Annotated in this window: 21 protein-coding genes; 7 read left to right on the plus strand and 14 right to left on the minus strand. The window is 71.0% G+C overall.

All coding sequences use genetic code 11. The features are described 5' to 3' along the window. Window positions 1-63: 63 nt before the first annotated feature. From ACIRR9_RS47740 to ACIRR9_RS47805, 14 genes are all read right to left on the minus strand, one after another. Window positions 64-312, minus strand: a complete 249-nt coding sequence (locus tag ACIRR9_RS47740) for a hypothetical protein (RefSeq protein ID WP_403765731.1) — start codon at window positions 310-312, stop codon at window positions 64-66. Next, entirely contained in the window at window positions 309-1,532 is a 1,224-nt protein-coding gene (locus tag ACIRR9_RS47745; protein WP_403766002.1) for an ATP-grasp domain-containing protein, read from the minus strand. Before ACIRR9_RS47745 ends, ACIRR9_RS47740 begins: the two co-directional genes overlap by 4 nt. A gap of 255 nt (window positions 1,533-1,787) precedes the next feature. Continuing rightward, window positions 1,788-2,090, minus strand: coding sequence for a hypothetical protein (locus tag ACIRR9_RS47750; RefSeq protein ID WP_403765734.1), 303 nt, complete (start codon window positions 2,088-2,090; stop codon window positions 1,788-1,790). Window positions 2,091-2,121: 31 nt separating this feature from the next. Continuing rightward, on the minus strand, window positions 2,122-3,357 hold the full coding sequence (locus ACIRR9_RS47755) for an MFS transporter (protein ID WP_403765737.1): 1,236 nt from the start codon (window positions 3,355-3,357) through the stop codon (window positions 2,122-2,124). Next, entirely contained in the window at window positions 3,354-3,854 is a 501-nt protein-coding gene (locus tag ACIRR9_RS47760; RefSeq protein WP_403765740.1) for a regulator, read from the minus strand. Before ACIRR9_RS47760 ends, ACIRR9_RS47755 begins: the two co-directional genes overlap by 4 nt. After that, complete coding sequence (locus tag ACIRR9_RS47765; RefSeq protein WP_403765743.1) at window positions 3,851-4,693, minus strand: winged helix-turn-helix transcriptional regulator; 843 nt, start codon at window positions 4,691-4,693, stop codon at window positions 3,851-3,853. Before ACIRR9_RS47765 ends, ACIRR9_RS47760 begins: the two co-directional genes overlap by 4 nt. A 42-nt stretch (window positions 4,694-4,735) precedes the next feature. Then, window positions 4,736-5,149: a hypothetical protein gene (locus ACIRR9_RS47770; protein WP_403765746.1), complete on the minus strand. Its 414-nt coding sequence runs from the start codon at window positions 5,147-5,149 to the stop codon at window positions 4,736-4,738. Window positions 5,150-5,159: 10 nt separating this feature from the next. Further along, window positions 5,160-5,603 (minus strand): hypothetical protein, encoded by a 444-nt coding sequence (locus ACIRR9_RS47775; RefSeq protein ID WP_403765749.1) that lies wholly within the window; start codon window positions 5,601-5,603, stop codon window positions 5,160-5,162. Next, window positions 5,600-6,079, minus strand: a complete 480-nt coding sequence (locus ACIRR9_RS47780) for a hypothetical protein (protein WP_403765752.1) — start codon at window positions 6,077-6,079, stop codon at window positions 5,600-5,602. The genes ACIRR9_RS47775 and ACIRR9_RS47780 overlap by 4 nt, the downstream gene beginning before the upstream one ends. A 187-nt stretch (window positions 6,080-6,266) precedes the next feature. Then, window positions 6,267-7,031 (minus strand): hypothetical protein, encoded by a 765-nt coding sequence (locus tag ACIRR9_RS47785; RefSeq protein WP_403765755.1) that lies wholly within the window; start codon window positions 7,029-7,031, stop codon window positions 6,267-6,269. Beyond that, window positions 7,031-7,720 carry a hypothetical protein gene (locus ACIRR9_RS47790; RefSeq protein ID WP_403765758.1) on the minus strand — a complete coding sequence of 230 codons (690 nt, stop codon included), beginning with the start codon at window positions 7,718-7,720 and terminating at the stop codon, window positions 7,031-7,033. Before ACIRR9_RS47790 ends, ACIRR9_RS47785 begins: the two co-directional genes overlap by 1 nt. Window positions 7,721-7,739: 19 nt before the next feature. Beyond that, window positions 7,740-8,225, minus strand: a complete 486-nt coding sequence (locus ACIRR9_RS47795; protein ID WP_403765761.1) for a hypothetical protein — start codon at window positions 8,223-8,225, stop codon at window positions 7,740-7,742. After that, the gene (locus ACIRR9_RS47800) at window positions 8,222-8,773 is read right to left on the minus strand and encodes a DUF4913 domain-containing protein (RefSeq protein WP_403766005.1); all 552 of its coding nucleotides are present in this window, start codon (window positions 8,771-8,773) and stop codon (window positions 8,222-8,224) included. Before ACIRR9_RS47800 ends, ACIRR9_RS47795 begins: the two co-directional genes overlap by 4 nt. A 235-nt stretch (window positions 8,774-9,008) precedes the next feature. Next, the gene (locus ACIRR9_RS47805; RefSeq protein ID WP_403765764.1) at window positions 9,009-9,764 is read right to left on the minus strand and encodes a DNA-methyltransferase; all 756 of its coding nucleotides are present in this window, start codon (window positions 9,762-9,764) and stop codon (window positions 9,009-9,011) included. A 516-nt stretch (window positions 9,765-10,280) separates the two neighbouring features. Between ACIRR9_RS47805 and ACIRR9_RS47810 the strand changes: the two genes are divergently transcribed. The 7 genes from ACIRR9_RS47810 (at window position 10,281) to ACIRR9_RS47840 (ending at window position 16,641) form a co-directional block, all read left to right on the plus strand. Then, window positions 10,281-11,414, plus strand: coding sequence for a C40 family peptidase (locus ACIRR9_RS47810; RefSeq protein WP_403765767.1), 1,134 nt, complete (start codon window positions 10,281-10,283; stop codon window positions 11,412-11,414). A 69-nt stretch (window positions 11,415-11,483) separates the two neighbouring features. Further along, on the plus strand, window positions 11,484-11,840 hold the full coding sequence (locus tag ACIRR9_RS47815; RefSeq protein ID WP_403765770.1) for a hypothetical protein: 357 nt from the start codon (window positions 11,484-11,486) through the stop codon (window positions 11,838-11,840). 267 nt (window positions 11,841-12,107) lie between these two features. Then, entirely contained in the window at window positions 12,108-12,422 is a 315-nt protein-coding gene (locus ACIRR9_RS47820) for a DUF6112 family protein (RefSeq protein ID WP_403765773.1), read from the plus strand. Next, entirely contained in the window at window positions 12,422-13,120 is a 699-nt protein-coding gene (locus tag ACIRR9_RS47825) for a hypothetical protein (RefSeq protein WP_403765776.1), read from the plus strand. The genes ACIRR9_RS47820 and ACIRR9_RS47825 overlap by 1 nt, the downstream gene beginning before the upstream one ends. A gap of 37 nt (window positions 13,121-13,157) precedes the next feature. Further along, a complete protein-coding gene (locus ACIRR9_RS47830; RefSeq protein WP_403765779.1) occupies window positions 13,158-14,534 on the plus strand; it encodes an ATP-binding protein in 1,377 nt (458 codons plus the stop codon). An 80-nt stretch (window positions 14,535-14,614) separates the two neighbouring features. Then, window positions 14,615-16,084, plus strand: coding sequence for an SCO6880 family protein (locus ACIRR9_RS47835; RefSeq protein WP_403765783.1), 1,470 nt, complete (start codon window positions 14,615-14,617; stop codon window positions 16,082-16,084). A gap of 92 nt (window positions 16,085-16,176) precedes the next feature. Next, window positions 16,177-16,641 (plus strand): DUF6238 family protein, encoded by a 465-nt coding sequence (locus tag ACIRR9_RS47840; RefSeq protein WP_403765786.1) that lies wholly within the window; start codon window positions 16,177-16,179, stop codon window positions 16,639-16,641. The last annotated feature ends 3 nt before the right edge of the window (window positions 16,642-16,644 follow it).

Below are 16,644 nucleotides of genomic sequence, written 5' to 3' on the forward strand. Positions count from 1 at the left end.
AGTCGGTGTCGCAACCCTCGTGCTGCACCGGAGGCCCTGCCTTCATGCACCCACCGGCCAAGATCACCCGTCAAGGGATCCTGTTCGATCAGAACCGTCCTCATGATCGATAGGAATACGGCTTCTGAGGCCGGCGACCATCCCCAGAGCAGCGGCCAGCAGTACCAAGGACAGCCGTGCGGTGCTCAGTTGGGCGGCGAGCTGGACGGCGGGCATCCGTGCACCCCAGACAGCCATCATCACGCCGAGTCCCAGGAAGTAACCCGTCAGCACGACCCGCTCGCGGCGGGCGGAGGCAGTCGGCCGGCTCATACCGCCCGATCCCGGGTGGACCCGCCGGCCGTACGGGGTGCGATGTGAATGCCGAGGCTGCCCAGGGCCTGTTCGGCGCAGGCCTGCACCACGTCGGCGGCAGGCCCCGTGGTGATCAGGTAGCCGATGCGGGCGGTGAACATGTCACCCCCGTCAGCGGGCAGCAGCAGATCGTCGCCGACGTGGTGCTGGAAGTGGATCCGCTCCAGCCACGGTGGCCGGTCTCCCTCGTACGCCAGGCGGGCGAGGGTGCCGGAGGTGCCCGGGTACAGGAGCCGGATGGCGGCAGCCGAGGACCTGGTCGGGGTGAGGTCGGGGGCCCGGTCGCAGGCGATGTCGGCAGCGGCACGCGGCAGGTCAATGCCGGTCGCGAGGCTCACCAGGTGGCCGATCATGTCGCCGCCGATCCGGCCGTTGACCTCGACGAGCCGCGGCCGGCCGTCGACCAGGCGCATCTCGACATGGCTGACGCCATCGGTGATCCCCAGGACGCGGACCGCGGCCCGCGCCACGGGGGTCACCACGTCGAGCAGCGGGTCCGCGGCGTCCACGCAGTGGGCCAGTTCCTCGAAGAACGGCGGAGCGCTGACCGTCTTGCGGGTGACCGCGACCACGGTGGTCTCGCCGCGGTAGGAGACGCACTCCACCGACACCTCGGGCCCGTCGAGGTACTCCTCCACGAGCACACTGGTGGATTCCCGCCCAAGCCTGGCCGCCTGGTCGGCGAACGCGAAGGCAGCGGTGAGCTGGTCGGGGGTGTCGGCGCGGATCACGCCGATACTGGCCGCGTGTGCGGCGGGCTTCAGTACGAGCGGGTAGCCGATGCGCTGGGCCGCCGCCTTCGCCTCGGCCAGGGTCCGCACGCTCACCGAAGCCGCCGACGGAACGCCGTGCCGTGCGAACAGCGCCCGGGACGTGGCCTTGTTGCGGCACGCCTGCATGGCCTCCGGGGCGGTGGTGGGCAGGCCGAGCTGGCGCGCGAGGCGGGCCACGGGCACGAGGTACCACTCGGTCCAAGTGAACACCCCCGCCAGGTCGTAACGTTCGGCCAGCATCCGGCCGGCGGCGGATAGCGCGGCCTGGTCGGCTGGGTCGGAGACAACAACGCAGTCGCGCAGGTACGGCACCTCCCACGTGGGCTCTTCGCTGGTGATCAGGACCACGTCATAGACGGCGGCCACGGACTGAAGGCAGTACGCGCGGTACGCCTCGGCCTCCATGTCGGCTGCGGCAACGACGAGGACGACGGGGCGGTCGGACAAGGGCAAGCTCCTTGGGTGCGGAGGATGGAAAGGCGCAGGGGAAGCGAGCGGATCCCGGTGGCACCGGGACAATGCACGGTCGGCCCGGAGGTGCGGGCCGCGGGCCGAGGCCGCTCACGCAGCCCGCGCACGGCAGGGGCCGCGTGGGCGAGGCGGTCTGCCAGGCCGTCTTCGGCCGGCAGAGGGCACGAGGGCGGTATAGAGGGAGGGGTGTCAGGCAACGCGGCGGCGGCGCAGTTCGAACACACAGGCCCAGTGAGGGTGGTTGTCAACCAGGCGGCGGGCGTAGAGGGCGGTGAAGTTGTTGTTCAGCCCGCAGGCGCCGTGGGGAAGTTGGCGGCGCAGGTCCTCGAACAGGTCCTTCAAGCTGACGCGGGTGGCGTCGGCGGCCAGTCGGCGGGCGGCCATGCGTTCCAGAGCGCGGTAGACGTGCAGGTTGCGGGCGTCGAAGGCGTGGAACTGCTCGCTGATGGTGCGGCCGGTCGCGCGGTGCGACCCAAGGGCGGCGATGGACATGACGTTCTCCACCGGCTGGGGCGCAGCGGGTTCAGGTGCGCAGGGCGGGATCAGTGCGCAGGCGGGCGAAGGCGCAGAACAGACCGAGGGCCTGCAGGACCGCGCAGACGGTGATGACGTGGCCCAGTGCGTCGGGCGGGGTGAGCGCGGTGAGCACGCCGGCGGCGGGGAAGGGCAGCAGGAGGATGAGGATCGTCGCCGACAGGGTGCTGGCGAACTTGTCCGGCGGGATCAGGCGGGAGCGCAGGGTGCGCAGGACGACCGCCAGGCCGCCGTCGGCCGCCATGAGGACGGCGACCAGGACGAGGTAGGACGGGTAGTCGGGGGTCTGGGCAGCGGCGAGACAGCCGAGCGAGGCAAGGGCAGCGCAGGTGGCGCCAACGGGCCACAGGCCGAAGCGGTCCAGGGCGAACCGGCAGAGCGTGACGCTGAGGAGCGTCGCTGCGGCAGCAGCGGACCAGACCAGGCCGACGGCGGTGGTGGGCTGTCCGAAGTGCTGGACGACGATCACCGGGCCGGCCGCCTGGAGGAGGCCGGTGGCCAGGTTGGACAGGATCAGCCCGGTCACGAGCCAGCCGAGCGCGGGCAGAGAGCGGATGGTGCGCCACCCGGTGAGCAGTCCGGCATCGGACTTCCCCTTCGCCACACGGGCTGGTGCCACCGGCGAGGGTGGGGTGTGCAGGGCGAGCAGCGCGGCGATCAGCGAGAGCACGGTGATCACCGCGAGCATCGACGGCGGACCGGCAAGCAACAGCACGCCGGCGAGCGCCGGACCGGCCAGGGTCGCCGTCTGGTCGATGCCGAGCAGGACGGCCTGGACACGGTGCGCCCGTCGCCCTGCCCGGCGTCCGGCGGCGGCTCCCGCCGTTTCGACCGCGATATAGCTGAACTCGGTGAGTAAGCCGGTCGTTGCCGCCAGCACCATCACGGTCACGCTCGCCGCGGTGCCCGGCGGGTGGAAGTGGAGCAGGACCGCGCCGGCGGCCAGCGCCAACGCCCGCCCCAGGGCAGCCAGGTGAAAGACCACCGCGGCACCGCGCCGGTCGACAACCGATCCGGCCCACCCGAACGCAGCCAGCCGCGGGATCCACTCCAAGGTGAACGCCACGCCTGTCAGTGCCGCAGAGCGCGTGGTGGCCAGGACGAGCAGCGGGATGCCGTAGGTGGACATCGTGAACGCCAACGCGTCCGCCGTGCGCGGCAGGTAGATACTGCGCACCAGCCCGCCGGTGTGACGTGCGCGCCGAGGTGCGACTGCTTGGCTCACGCGACCGGCTCCGGTTCGGACACCCTCACCTGGGGGTTGTCGGCCAGCCACTGGGTCAAGAGCATGCAGGGACGGGCCAGGCCCGCCTCGCCTTCGCTACCGCCCAGCGGGAAGGGGGTGCCGACGGACTCACCGGTGAGCAAAGGTGCCAGCAGACCGAGGACGTGCCGGATGCGGCCGCTGAACTCACAGACGGGGGCCGGGACGGCGCGACGCCGCGCCCAGCGGGCCATCGCATCGTACAGATCTGCCAACTCCGTCCCGGCCTGGGTAAGTTCCAGTCCGGCGCCGGGCGTGATCCGGATGAGACCGTGGGCGCGGGCCGTGTCGGACGCGCTGCGCACCTGATGCTTGGAGAGGTCAGACAGGGTGCCGGCTAGCCGTCGCGGCGGTATGGCGCCGTTGTCGTCGATCTCGGTGACCAGGCGGACCAACGGCCGCGAGGAGAGCAGTTCGACAGCGCGCAACGCTTCGGCAGAGGTCATGGCGGTGCTCATCGGCGCGGGCCTCCCGCCGGGATGGCTGCCTTCGGGTGGGCGGTCGCGGCATGCGAGAACAGAACCCGGTTGTGCCAGGCCGGAGAGGTCTGGGGTGTCCGAGCGGGCGGTAGTGCCGTGGGGGCCGGCCTCGGCTGGCTGCTGATCCACGGCCTCGGCGCTGGCCTCGCCTGCGGGTGCCCCCAGACCGGGTGCTGGGCGGCGTGGGTGAGGGGCTGCCCGGCGGACCAGGCGGACAGGGAGCCGAGCACCGGTCCCAGGCCATCACCTGCTGCGGACAGCCGGTAGGGCCGGCCGATGCCGTCGGTGTCGGCCAGGCCGTCGGCGACGAGTTGCCGCAGCGGCGGGTAGATGTTGGTCCAGTCGCTGCTGGGCATCACGATCCGGGCCAGGGCCCGCCCGCTGACCTCCCTGCGGGACTTCAGCACCCACAGGATGGCGGCGGCGTGCCGCCGGGTGAGGAGGGTGAGGCTGTCCTCGATCTGCTCGATCGCGGGCAGCGGGCCGTCCGGCGTATCCAGATACTCCTCGGCCCAGGTGACGATCACCGGCAGCACCGGCAGCAGGGCAGCGCCACGCTCGGTATGGCCGTAGGTCACGTGCCGCGCATCAAGTTCGGTGCGCTCGACCAGACCGGCGTCGCACAGCGACGTGAGCTTGGAGTGGAGGTGACCATCCCGGAGCCAGGACATCTTGGCCGCCAGCTCGCTGTAGCGCAGCGGCGATCCCGAGAGGGCCAGGAGGATCCTCACGTTCCAGCGCGGGGTGATCATGGCGAGGGCCTCGGTGACCCTGGCGATGTCGGCGTCGGTGTCAGGGGGCAGAGCGGTGGTGGCCAAGGGAGGAACTCCTGGGTGATGGAAAGGGAAATCGCCTGCGGGTCAGCGGCTGTGCACCGGACTCGACGCCCCAAGAGGAGGGACCGGGGCAGGCGGTGAGGGAGCGGGCGGGACAGGCGTCGGGGCCGGGGCGCGGGCCAGGCTCTTCAGGACAGCGGCGACCGAGGTGGCTTGGACGTCGCGGACGGCGACGGCTTCGGCAAGCCGGCGGGTGCCGTCGAGGAGGTGGGACACCTCGTGCGGGCCGATCTGCCGCTCGGGATGGATGAGGCGGGCGAGGTGGTCGCGGTGGACGTCGATGCTGCGCTCGGCGAGGGCGAGGTCGTCGTGCATGCCGAGCAGGGCGGAGAGCATGCCGGGCGGCTGGTCGCGCGCGTGGGCTGCGAGGTCGGCGAGCGGTGCGCCGTACAGGTCCTCGATCCGTCCGGCTATATCGGTGGACGTGGGGCGGGGCAATCGGGGGCTTTCACGGTCGGCGGCCCCGACCCGCCCCGGCACGCTCAGGTGCCGGGGCGGCAGACGGGGGCAGGGCTGCGGTGGCTCTGAGCTGCGCGGTGCGGACTGGCCGGGGCTGCTGGGCGGGCGGGGGCATGGTGCGCAGCAGTTCACCGAGGGCGGCGCGGTAGCTGTCGCGGGCCTCCAGCGCTGCCTCCAGCCATTGCGCGTCGAAGCGGAGCTGGTCCGCCGACAGCTCGCCCATGTCGCGGTCCGGGTCCATGTCCACGTGGACGCGATCACGGACGCGTGCGACCTGCTCCTCCGTCAGCGCCAGGAAGGAGCGCAGCTCCAGGGCCCGGCCGAGGGCGGGTGAGGCATCCGGGCCGGCAGCCGCCTCATGCAGTTCCGAGACCGGGGCCCCGAAGACCTGCTGCACGTCGCCGTCCATGGTGCTGGCCCTGTCCCGGCTCAACGGACGGGCCTTCCCGGCTTCGCCGACGCCGGTGCGGGTGTGCCCGCGGGCCGGTGGGGGGCGCTGGTTGGCACCGACGGCCCGGTTCGGGGGCGCAGGCGGGCGAGGCGTTCGGCGGCGGGGTCTTTCTTCCCCGGAGCGTCCGGGTCGAGGAGCCACCGTACGACCATGGCCCGGCCGTCGCGGGTGGTGACGGCTGCGTTCACGCGGTGGGCGAGGCCCATCGTCGGGTCGTCGACCTCACTGGGCTGTGTCTCCAGCGCGGCAAGAAGGTCGTCCTCCGCGCGGTCGAGTACCGACTGGGCCTCTGCGAGGAGGCCGTGCCACTTGACGACATCGGTGGCGGCAGGATTCGCCCAGGGTGCGGCGGCGACCGCGGCCTTCAACTGACCAATGTCCATGCCGAAGCGCGCTTCGATCCGTTCGGTGAGGACGCCCAGGACATCCTTGACGTCATCGGATATGCCGTCGGACAAAGAGAGGACTCCTGTTCTGGGAATGGGGGTGGAGGGCATGCGGAAGAAGTCTCCGAAGAGACATAGGGATTGCGTGGATTGGTGCTGCGGGGAGGTTGTCCCGGCGGCTATAAGAGTCCGGAGAATCGCCGGTTTGGCTAACCGGCGATCGTCGGCTATGTTGCGCCGCCCGCGTCGGGCCGGGCACTCAGCGCGAACGGCCGGGCGGTCGCGGGGCGGGGGACCTCGCCACACCGGCCGGGCGGCTGGCGGCGGACGTCGGGCGGACCGGCGGGAGAGGACCGGCCTCGCCCATGAGGCGGTCCTCGCACCACTGCAGGGCCTCACCGACCGTGTCGAAACCGCCCTCGCGCAGGGTGTGCGTCCACGTTTCGGTATCGACCTCTTCGACCACGACACGGAACGGCGACAGGGCACGCTCGTCCAGCGCTCGCAGAGCCACCACGACGACCATGTCGTCCAGGTCGTCCCTGGTGTAGGAGTAACCCATGGCGTAGTGGTCGCCGTCGCCGACGAGGCGTCGCTCCAGTGCTCGCGTGGCCTCATCCGCCGGCGGCGGTCCGCTCAACTCCGGGTCGAGGCCGATGGCATCGGGCGGGCAGCCCCGGTGGATGAGCCAGGACTGCGCCATCGCGGGCAGCGGCAGCGGTCTCTGCTCGAAGGCGAACGTCTTCTTCTCGTGGTCCCGTTGCAGATAGACGGCGAGCATCTGGGGCAGGCCGGGGTGTCCCCAGGTCGCGGTGCGGTCGAACAGGACGTAGTAGCTGTGCGGCCCGTCGTGGTGTTCGGCCATGGGGACGAGCATGTCCTCGTGGACGCCGACGTTGCGGTAGAAGTCGAGGTACTTCTCCTCGTCGGCGTCGAGGTCGTCCAGACCGAAGTCGACCTGGGGAATGGGCTTCCCGAACGGCGCCGTTTCGGCGTAATACAACAAGGGCCTTTCGGAGAACATCAACGCCGCTGCGCCAGAGCCGACGGCGACGTGCCGGGTCGAGCCGGCGCCTTCGGCGCCTGTGTCGTGGATGTCCGGCGGGCAGCGAACAGCGCGGCTCGTCCCGTGTCGGTGAGGGTGACCGGCTGGCCGGCGTGCACGGGGTGGCCCGTGTCCCGGACGACCAGACCGGTCTCCTCCAGCCGCAGCAGCTTGGCGTGCGGGATGCGGGTGCCGGAGGCTGCCGTGACGCTCATCCGGCCGGTGAGCAGGTGTTCGTAGAGCTTGGCTCCGCCGGCGATGGCGAGCAGCGCCGCCTGGTCGTCCGTCGAGAGCTGCTTCGCGTCGGGCGCTGCTGCGGCTTCGATGGGTTCCAGGGCGGCGAGCACCGCGTGGGCGGCGGCGTCCCGCGCGGCGGCGGCCTCTTCCAGTTGTTCCGCGGTGCGGTCGATGCGTGTGAACAGGGCGTCATCGACGTCGAACTCGCCGCTGGAGAGGCGGTTGAGGAGGCGCAGGTAGAAGGTGACACCGGTCTGGGCCGTGGCCAACTCGCGGTGCCGGTCGACCAGATGGGCGTGGAGCTCGTCGAAGACGCCACGGTCGCGGAAGTCCCGCAGCGTGTCGATGTCGTGGCCGGTGACTGCTTCGATGTGGTGGTCGAGCAGGGAGACTGTTCGCCGAACTGCGGGTAGTGGGGGTTCAGGGGGCATAGGCGACGCTCCGTTGCGTTCAGCGGGTGAGATGGTGCGCGGGGTTGGGTACGGGACGGGGCGGACGCGGCGGCGCGATGGGCGGAGGCGCGGGCCGGGGCGCAGGAGTGCGGGTGGCCAGCTGCGGGGAGCGGGAGCGGGCCGCGTGGGTGCGGGCGCTCAGAGGCCGGCGGGTCATCCCCAGGCGGCGGCCGACCTCGTCGTAGACGTCGTTGCCCGCGCGCGGCCGGATCGCGACGACGTGGATCTCCTTGTGGAGGGGGGATCCCGCGGGCGCCGGGCGGACGTTGTAGACGACGCGCCAGTCCTTGCGCGAGTCCACGAACAGCTTCCTGAAGCCCTCCAGGTCACCGTCGAGACGCAGCCCGAAGCGCTGCGCGTTCACGACTTCCTGCAGGTACGCGAGGGTGAGGTCGCGGATGTCGCTGGGGGCCTGGAGGAGATCGGTCAGCACCCGGGGATCGAGGCTCAATCCGAAGGCGGGCTGTCCCGCTCCCGCGGTCATGTCGCCAGCTCGTACGACTCGGGCGTCCCGGCGGCCTCCTCAGCGGTGGCCCTCTCCGTGCGCACGGACGGCTGCGGGCCAGGCAGGAGCCGGTGCGCGGGCCGGTCGGGTGAGGTCATGCAGGCCGACAGCGGGCCGCCCGGCGCGCGGATCGCCGCGATGGCGTGGGTGAGGAAGTCCCGGTGCCACACGAACATGCCGGCCAGCCCGGCTTCGGGGTCCTTGTGCTGCTGGTAGGCGAGCCACAGAGCATGCAGCCAGGCCACGACGTCGTCGTGCTCCTGCCACTGCAGGCACCAGGGCGCCGCGGTGGTGACCTCCGCCCCGTAGACCGGGAGGAAGAAGTCGTCGACCCAGTCGGACAGGGCGTCGAGTTCGTCCTCGCGTTCCTCGCCGTCCATTTCCAGGATCGGGCGGGGCTCCGGTGGAGCGGCGGCCGGCGGGCCGCCGAGTCCCGGCATGCCGAACGCAGCGAACGGTGACCCGCTCGGTGACGGGTCGGACGCGAGATGGTCGAGTTGCTGGGCCTGTTGCGCCGACTGCTCCATGAGCCGCCGCACGCTCGCCTCGATCCCCTCCAGCTGCGGATCCGGAACACGAATCGGCTCCAACTCTCCACCATCGGCGGGATTTACGGATTCGGGCATCGAGAAGTTCGGCCTCCTACAAGACGCGGAACGAGGGAAATGCGGGGCCCCTCACGCGGCGCCGCCAGCGGATTGCGCGGTGCGCCGGCGGCTGCGCGTGGGGACGGGCCGCCTGGGCGGCGGGCAAGGACGCGGCTCAGGCGGTGAGCACCATGTCGTCCTGGGTGAGGGTTGAGCGGATCGTCTCGGTGAGCCGCTCGGCCGCGATCGACGCGTAGTGCTCGGTCTTCTCCACCCCGATGAAGTCCCGGCCCTCCAGCAGGGCTGCCACGCCCGTGGAGCCGGAGCCGGCGCAGAAGTCGAGGATTGTGCCGCCCTCAGGGCTGATCTTGACCAGCTCGCGCATCACCTCGACGGGCTTCTGCGTGATGTGCTGGCGCTGCGCGCCCGAGGGCTGCGATGCCGAGTACATTCCCGGCAGATAGACCGGGTTGCGGGAGCCGTCGATCGGCCCCTTGCTGGCCCAGACGACGAACTCGCAGTTCTGGGTGAACCGGCCCTTCTGGGGCCTGGCCTGCGGCTTGTGCCAGGCCAGCACCCCGCGCCACAGCCATCCGGCCGCCTGGATCGCGTCCGTCGTCGTCGGGAGCTGGCGCCAGTCGGTGAACAGCAGCGCCGTCCCGCCGGTCTTGGTCAGACGGTGGGCTTCGGTCATGATCTGCGTCAGCCAGAACGCGTAGGACCTCTGGTCCATGTTCTCGCCGGTGAAGTCGGCGAGGTCGTTCTTCGAGTCGGTGGAGGTGTACTTCTGCTTCGCGGAGCGCGTGGTGCGCTCCTTCGCGGTCCGGCCGCCGGAGTTGTACGGCGGGTCGGTGATGACGGAGTCGACGCAGCCGTCCGGGAGGCCGGAGAGAACGCTCAGGGCATCGCCCTGGTGCAGGGAAAAAGGCAAAGAGGAACCCCAATTTCGGGTACGGAATCGCAGAGACAACTACCCGTCTCGCACGGGAGTCCTCGCGGGCCGGAAGTGGGCATGCAGAAGCCCAGGGCCACGGACCGAGGAGAGCGAGGGGAAGTCCAAAAACTGTAGAGGCGAATTTGCCGACGACCAAGAAGTGCGTTCCTGAGGTGCCGGATTCCGGCACCCCGCGCCGACTTTTTGGTCAACCGCCGATCCGCGCCTACTGTTTTTGAACCGCCCGGCGCACACCGCCGCTGGCTACTCCCCTGCCACACCTCGCGGAGGTACCCCCTGCCCTGGCACACCTAGCTCACGGCCCGGCCACGCGCAGCGAGCGGCAACTCACCGCGCACCGGCCCGCCCTCGATCGCCCACCCCGGCTGCCGCGCCCTTCCAAGACGCCTCGCGCACGCGACACGCCGGACACCGCAACCCCAAGGACACGTTCATGACGTCCCGCTGCCCGCCCATACCCGAACCCGCTGACCGGCGAGCGGCCCGCTCGGGTTGAAGGGGCTCGCCGCCGGCATCGGCGTCGTCTTCCTCTCCCCGATCCTCATCGCCGGCACCGGCATGATGCTGGCCTCCTCGGCCAACGCCGTGCAGAACAGCAGCGCCTTCAGCAACTGCCTGAGCGACATCGACACCGCCAAGGTCGCCGAGCAGGTCGCCAAGATCCTCGACGGTGCCTCCGACAAGGACGTGCACGTCGAGGGCCTGGACCTGCCCGCCGAGCAGGTCCCCAACGCGGCGACCATCGTGGCCACCGGTCTCTCGCTCGACGTCCCCACGAAGGGGCAGATCATCGCGCTCGCCACGGCGATGCAGGAGAGCCGACTGCGCAACCTCAACTACGGGGACCGCGACTCCCTCGGCCTCTTCCAGCAGCGCCCATCCCAGGGCTGGGGCACCGCCGAGCAGATCCGCGATCCGGTCGACGCCTCCGAGCAGTTCTACAAGCGCTTGCTCAAGGTGGACGGCTGGCAGCAGATGACCGTCACCCAGGCCGCCCAAGCCGTGCAGAAGTCCGGCCTGCCGGACGCGTACGCGCAGTGGGAAAACCTGGCCACCGCACTGCAGGCTGCCATCGCCAAGACCTTCCCCGGCGGCGACAACGCCACGGACGGCAAGGATGCGGACCAAGCCCAGCAATCAGCGACCGGCACGAACGGCTGCACTGCGAGCGAGGACGGTTCCGGATTCGGCCGTATCCCCGAGGGAAGCGTCCCCAAGAGCTACAAGATCCCCGCAGCCGCAGATCCCAAGGCGCGCAAGGCCATCATCTGGGCGATGCAGCAGCTCGGCACGCTCTACCAGTGGGGCGGATCCTGCACCAACGCGCACGGTCCCGACCCCATGGGCCGCTGCGACTGCTCCAGCCTGATGCAACAGGCGTACTCCCACGCCGGCGTCACCCTCACCCGCACCACGTACACGCAGGTCAACGAGGGCAAGGCGGTCTCCCCCGCCCACCTTGAGCCCGGTGACCTGATCTTCAGCCGCGGCACCGCCAGCCGGCCCGAGCACGTCGGCATGTACATGGGCGAGGGCCTCGTGATCGAGGCACCGCGCACCACCAAACCGGTCCGGATCACTCCGATCAAGGACTGGACGATCCTCGCCGCCCGCCGCGTCCTGTGATGCCGGCCGGGCGAGACCGCCACGAACACACCATCTCTGAGCGAGATTCCCCGACAGTACGGAGCATCCTTGACAACCCGCCACCGCGCCCTCGCAGCAGTCTCTCTGGGCCTGGCCGTCGCCGTCGGCGGCCTGGTCACCGCCACCACGGCACAGGCGTACGACACCGGTAGGACCACCATCAGCTGCAGCGCGGTCAAGATCCGCAAGGCACCGTCGAAGACGTCCACGGTGGTGGGCATCGGCTACCGGCACGACAAGGTCGTTTACGACCAGTGGGCATACAAGAAGGCCGAGAAGACCTGGTACACCCGCGGCACGGTCACCCGGAAGTCCGACGGCAAGAAGATCCGCGGCTACATGATCTACAACTGCGCGAACCCCTACCAGACCAACCCCGCGCCGAAGCCGTCAATCCCGAAGTAGAGCGCTCCGGGACAGCGCCCCGGAGTGTGAGGTATGGCCCTGCCGCCGGCAGGGCCATACCCGGCCCGGACGGGGTTCTCGCCCCGGCCTCTGCACGCCATCTGTGGATCCTCGTGCACGTCAAGCTGCCGTGCTGCCGATGTCCACCGGGCCGACCGTTTCCCGCACCGTTGCCGGCCTTCCTTCGCGAGGCAGTCGCCTCGCGCCTCCCCTGTCTCCCGTCTGCCCCCGCCTGGCCTTCGTACGCAAGGAGCCCCTGCCACACCTATGTCCGTCCCTCTCGCAGACCGCGTCATCCAGCTCGCCTACGACCCAGGCATCACGCCCTCGGACGGCGGTCTCCCCGGCCTCTCCGTGCTGAAGAACGTGGTCAACTCCATCAACCTGTTCGCGATCGTCGCCGTGGTCGGCGCTCTCGCGGTCTCCCTCGGCGTGTGGGCCTGGGGACACCACACCGGTGGTCACCAGGCCGAGGCCAACGGCAAGAAGGGCGCGGTCGTGGCCGCCGGCGCCGCCCTCGGTCTGGGTGCCGCGAACGGGATCATCGCCTTCTTCTCCGGACTGGGGTCGCAGGTCCACTGATGCGAAACCGGCTCCCCTCCCTTTCGCTGTCCTCGTACGGTGCGAGCTGGTCGGTCAACCGGCGCATCGCGATCGTGACCGGCGCCGTCGCCGTCCTGCTCGCCCTCGCCGGGATCGTCGCCGTGGTGATCGGCAGCGGGAATGGCCGCCAACCTGCGGGCACCGCCGCGCCGGCCCCGGCCGGCAGTAGTCCGTCCTCCGCCGAGGAGGCCGTCCCGAAGCCGTCGTCCGGGTCCGGGTCGGTGCCCAAGCCCCCGCAGATCGCCGATCCGGTCGCCTACGCCAAGGCGGCGGCGCAGATGCTGTGGTCCTACGACACCCGCGCAACCAGCCGCGACCAGCAGCTCGCCGGCATGCGCGCCTGGATGACCACGGAGACCAAGTACGCCGACTGGGCCTCCGTTGCCGACCAGGTTCCCGATCCGGTGCTGTGGTCGCGGATGGCCGACCAGGACCAGCACGCCACCGCCCACATCGCGGAGGGCCACTACCCCTCCGCGTTCAAGCAGGCCCTGGCCGACGACTCGTCCGCGATCACCGAGGCGTACATCTACGTCGTCACCGTCAACGGCACACAGCAAATCGCCTGGAAGAAGGGCGGCAGCGGGGCCGAGGAACGGGCCGTGACCCTCGCCGTCCAATGCCGCCCGAACCACGACTGCACCCTGGCCGCCCTCGCACCGAGCGTCACCCAGTGACCCGCGAATGAGAAACGATAAGGAGGAGTAACTCCCCGTGGGTTTCTGTGACTACCCCCTGGCCGACAAGCTGTGCGACGTCGGCGACGCGGTGGATTTCGCCTCGGATCCCGGCAAGGCCATCGGCGACTGGATGGCGAAGTCCGCCGGCGAACTGGCCGCCGCCGCAGCCGACCTGGCAGCCGAAGCGGTCGACACCACCACGAAGGTGGACCTCAACGCGACGTGGTTCGTCGACAACTACGAGACGCTGCTGCCGCTGGGCCTGGTCCTGCTGGTCGCGACCTTCTGCGCACAGCTCGTGCGGGCCGCAGTCCGACGTGACGGACAAGCCCTCACCCAGGCGTTCACCGGCACGGCGAGCGGGGTCCTGTTCGCCTTCTGCGCCATCTCCTTGACCACGGTCGCCGTCGAAGTCGTCGACGCCGTCAGCGACGGCCTGTTCAAGACCGCGCACCTGGACATCAAGTCGGCCGTGCGCCGCATCGTGGAGGTCAACCAGATCGCATCGCTGTCCAGCCTGGGCTGGCTCGTCCCGGTCGTCGCCGGGCTCGGCGCCGCCATCGGCGCCATCCTCTACTGGTGCGTGATGATGGTCCGCAAGGTCGGCATCCTCGTCATGGTCACCCTCGCCGTGTTCGCGTCCGCCGGCGGCGGCTGGGAAGTCGCCCGGCGCTGGCGCAAGGGCTGGATCGAAGCCACCGCCACCCTGGTCGTCTCGAAGCTGCTGATGACCGTGATCTTCGTGCTCGGTATCGCCGCCATGGGCAAGACCGAGGCCAAGGACGGCATCGCCGCCCTGGCCGACGTCATGTCCGGCATCGTAATCATGGTCCTGGTGCTGCTGTGCCCGTACGCGGTCTTCAAGTTCGTGCACTGGGCGGCCGACGGCACCGACGGGGAGTCCATCCACCGTGCAGGTGGTGCCGGAGCCCAGATCGCCAGGGCGCATGCGGAGAAGGCCGCCCGCAAGGCCGCCGCCACGGTGGCAACCGCCGGGACCGGTGGCGCTGCCGCCGGCGCGGGTGCCGCACCGCAGGGCCCAGACGCCGGCGGCGGATTCCCCGGCGACATCGCCGCCAACCCGACCGGCGGAGGCGGCAAGGGCAAGGAGGGATCGCAGAGCGGCGGAACCGATATCTCAACTGGCGGCGGCGCGGTCAAGTCCGGCCTGGACAAGGCCGTCCAGCCCGCGCCGGCCAGCGTGTCCGGCGACACCAGCAGCCAGGTGGGAGGCAGCCCGGGACCCGGTGGATTCGCCACGGGTGCCGCGTCCAGGCCGAGCGGCGGATGGCGGTCCGCTCCGCCGACCACGACCCCGCCGCCGCAGGGCGCACCGCCGTCCTCCGGTACGCAGAGCGCCTCGTCGAGCGGGGCGAGCGGCCCCCCGCTGCCGCCTCCGACCAGCCTCTGATTCCCTGACCGACTCCCGGGGGCGGGATGTGCAGTTCGCGCCCGCCCCCGGGTTCCACCCGCGCTTCCAGGATCCGCTCCTTGACTGATCTCCCCGCCCCGGTCACGGTGAAGTTCCCGCACCGGTCCCGCCGCGGCATCCTCCTCGGCCTCTCCTGGCCCCAACTCGCCCTCGTCTCCTGCACGCTGGCGCTGCTGCTGATGACGGTGATCTCCACCGGACTGCTCGGCGCCGTCGCCCTGGCACCGCTGTGGGCCACAGCCGGTGCGCTCGTCGCGATCCGCCGACACGGCCGCTCGCTGATCGACTGGGCGCCGATCGTCGCCCGCTACGCGCACCGCCGCCGCACCGGCCAGACCCTCTGGCTCGCCCGACCCGTCACCCGGCCCCGCCACGACGGCGTCCTCCACCTGCCCGGTACCGCCGCGTCCCTGAAGGTGGTCACCCCCGGCGACTCCGCCAACGGCGCCGCGGCCGTCCACGACCCCCACCGCCAGACCCTGACGGCCATCGCCTGGGTCACCGGCCGTGCCTTCGCTCTCCTGGACCCCGCGACCCAGAACCACAACGTGAGCAGCTGGGGACGGGCGCTCGCCGGGATCGCCCGTACCGGGCACATCGCCACCGTGCAGGTGCTGGAGCGCACCGTCCCCGACAGCGGCGACACCCTCACCCGGCACTGGACACAGAACGGGCAGCCGCAAGCCCCGGTCGCGGGACAGATCTACTCCGAGCTGGTCGCCTCGGCCGGCCCCGCCGCCGCCCCGCACGAGACCTACCTCGCCATCTCCCTCGACCTCAAGGCCGCCCGGCGCCTGATCTCGCAGGCCGGCGGAGGGCTTCCGGGGGCGTTCACCGTCCTGGAGCAGACCACCGCCTCCATCGCCCAGGCCGCCCGCAACGCCGGGCTCCAGGTCACCGGGTGGCTGAGCGCGCGGGAGATCGCCGCCGTCATCCGTACCGCCTACGATCCCAAAGCCCTCGCAGCCCTCCAGCACTGGTCCGAGACCGGCCGCGCCGAGGCCGACCCCGCCGCTGCCGGGCCCGTCGTCCAGTTCGAGGAATACGACCGACTCGCCACCGACAGCGCACGGCACGCCACCTACTGGGTGGAGAACTGGCCCCGCACCGAGATGGGAGCTGGGTTCCTCCACGGGATCATGTTCACGGCCGGCGTGCGCCGCAGCCTCTCCCTCATATACGTGCCGCAGGGCCTCGAATCCGCGTTGCGGGACGTCCAGCGGAAGAAGGCGGCGATCATCGCCGATGCCAACGAGCGGGCCCGCCGGGGGCAGGTCGACAGCGAGGAAGACTCCGTCGAGTACGCCGACGTCAAAACCCGCGAACGCCAGCTCATCGCCGGGCACGCGGACGTGGCGCTGACCGGCCTGGTCACCGTGACCGCCGAGACCGACGCCCTCCTGGACGCTGCCTGCGCACAGATCGAGACCCACGCCGTCACCTCCGGCGTCGACCTGCGTCGCCTCAACTACCAGCAGCCGGACGCCTTCGCGCTCGCCGCGCTCCCACTCGCCCGCACCGCCCTGTGAGTCAGGGCCGTCCCCGGCCTCCGGCCCCTTACTCATCCCCGGCGGACCACCCATCGCCGCCCCCTGCCTCCCGGCAGGAAGGATCACCGCCCTTGCCCCCCCGCACACCCCCAGACGACGCGCACCCCTACCTCCGCGCCGCAAGCGCCGGAATCCGCCACCACACCCGGTCCCTTTCCCCGCCGGACGCGGCCCCGCCCCGGCGCGCGGACCGTCTGCACCTGGACGTGCTCCACGCCCACCTCACCGCCCTGCTCCACCTCCTGGACCACCTCGCCGAAACCACCCGGCCGCCATACCCCACCGCCGGCCGTCACCTGGCCACCGCGCACACCCGCCTCTGGCAGGCCACCAGCGAAGTCCACTCCGCCTTCCACCTGCTGCCCGCCGACACCGCAGCAGAAGAAGCCGAGGCCAGCGCGTGCCATCCAGAACGGCTGCCCGAGGGACCACCCGTGCTGACGATCTGCCAGCGCCACCTCACCGCCGGGCACGTCCTGCGCCGCAAGACCACCCCCACCGACCTCCGCCCGCACACCACGGCCTGCGCGCGATGAGCA

Origin of the sequence: Streptomyces sp. NPDC101234, assembly GCF_044767525.1 — a bacterium.
GTDB classification, from domain to species: Bacteria; Actinomycetota; Actinomycetes; order Streptomycetales; family Streptomycetaceae; genus Streptomyces; species Streptomyces sasae.

What these genes read in the sequence shown, in the direction of transcription:
- ACIRR9_RS47800 (WP_403766005.1), bottom strand. Translation starts at nt 8,773, where the DNA reads ATGGAGCAGTCGGCGCAACAGGCCCAGCAACTCGACCATCTCGCGTCC.
- ACIRR9_RS47820 (WP_403765773.1), top strand. Translation starts at nt 12,108, where the DNA reads ATGTCCGTCCCTCTCGCAGACCGCGTCATCCAGCTCGCCTACGACCCA.
- ACIRR9_RS47825 (WP_403765776.1), top strand. Translation starts at nt 12,422, where the DNA reads ATGCGAAACCGGCTCCCCTCCCTTTCGCTGTCCTCGTACGGTGCGAGC.
- ACIRR9_RS47750 (WP_403765734.1), bottom strand. Translation starts at nt 2,090, where the DNA reads ATGTCCATCGCCGCCCTTGGGTCGCACCGCGCGACCGGCCGCACCATC.
- ACIRR9_RS47745 (WP_403766002.1), bottom strand. Translation starts at nt 1,532, where the DNA reads ATGGAGGCCGAGGCGTACCGCGCGTACTGCCTTCAGTCCGTGGCCGCC.
- ACIRR9_RS47790 (WP_403765758.1), bottom strand. Translation starts at nt 7,720, where the DNA reads ATGCCCCCTGAACCCCCACTACCCGCAGTTCGGCGAACAGTCTCCCTG.
- ACIRR9_RS47740 (WP_403765731.1), bottom strand. Translation starts at nt 312, where the DNA reads ATGAGCCGGCCGACTGCCTCCGCCCGCCGCGAGCGGGTCGTGCTGACG.
- ACIRR9_RS47795 (WP_403765761.1), bottom strand. Translation starts at nt 8,225, where the DNA reads ATGACCGCGGGAGCGGGACAGCCCGCCTTCGGATTGAGCCTCGATCCC.
- ACIRR9_RS47785 (WP_403765755.1), bottom strand. Translation starts at nt 7,031, where the DNA reads ATGTTCTCCGAAAGGCCCTTGTTGTATTACGCCGAAACGGCGCCGTTC.
- ACIRR9_RS47760 (WP_403765740.1), bottom strand. Translation starts at nt 3,854, where the DNA reads ATGAGCACCGCCATGACCTCTGCCGAAGCGTTGCGCGCTGTCGAACTG.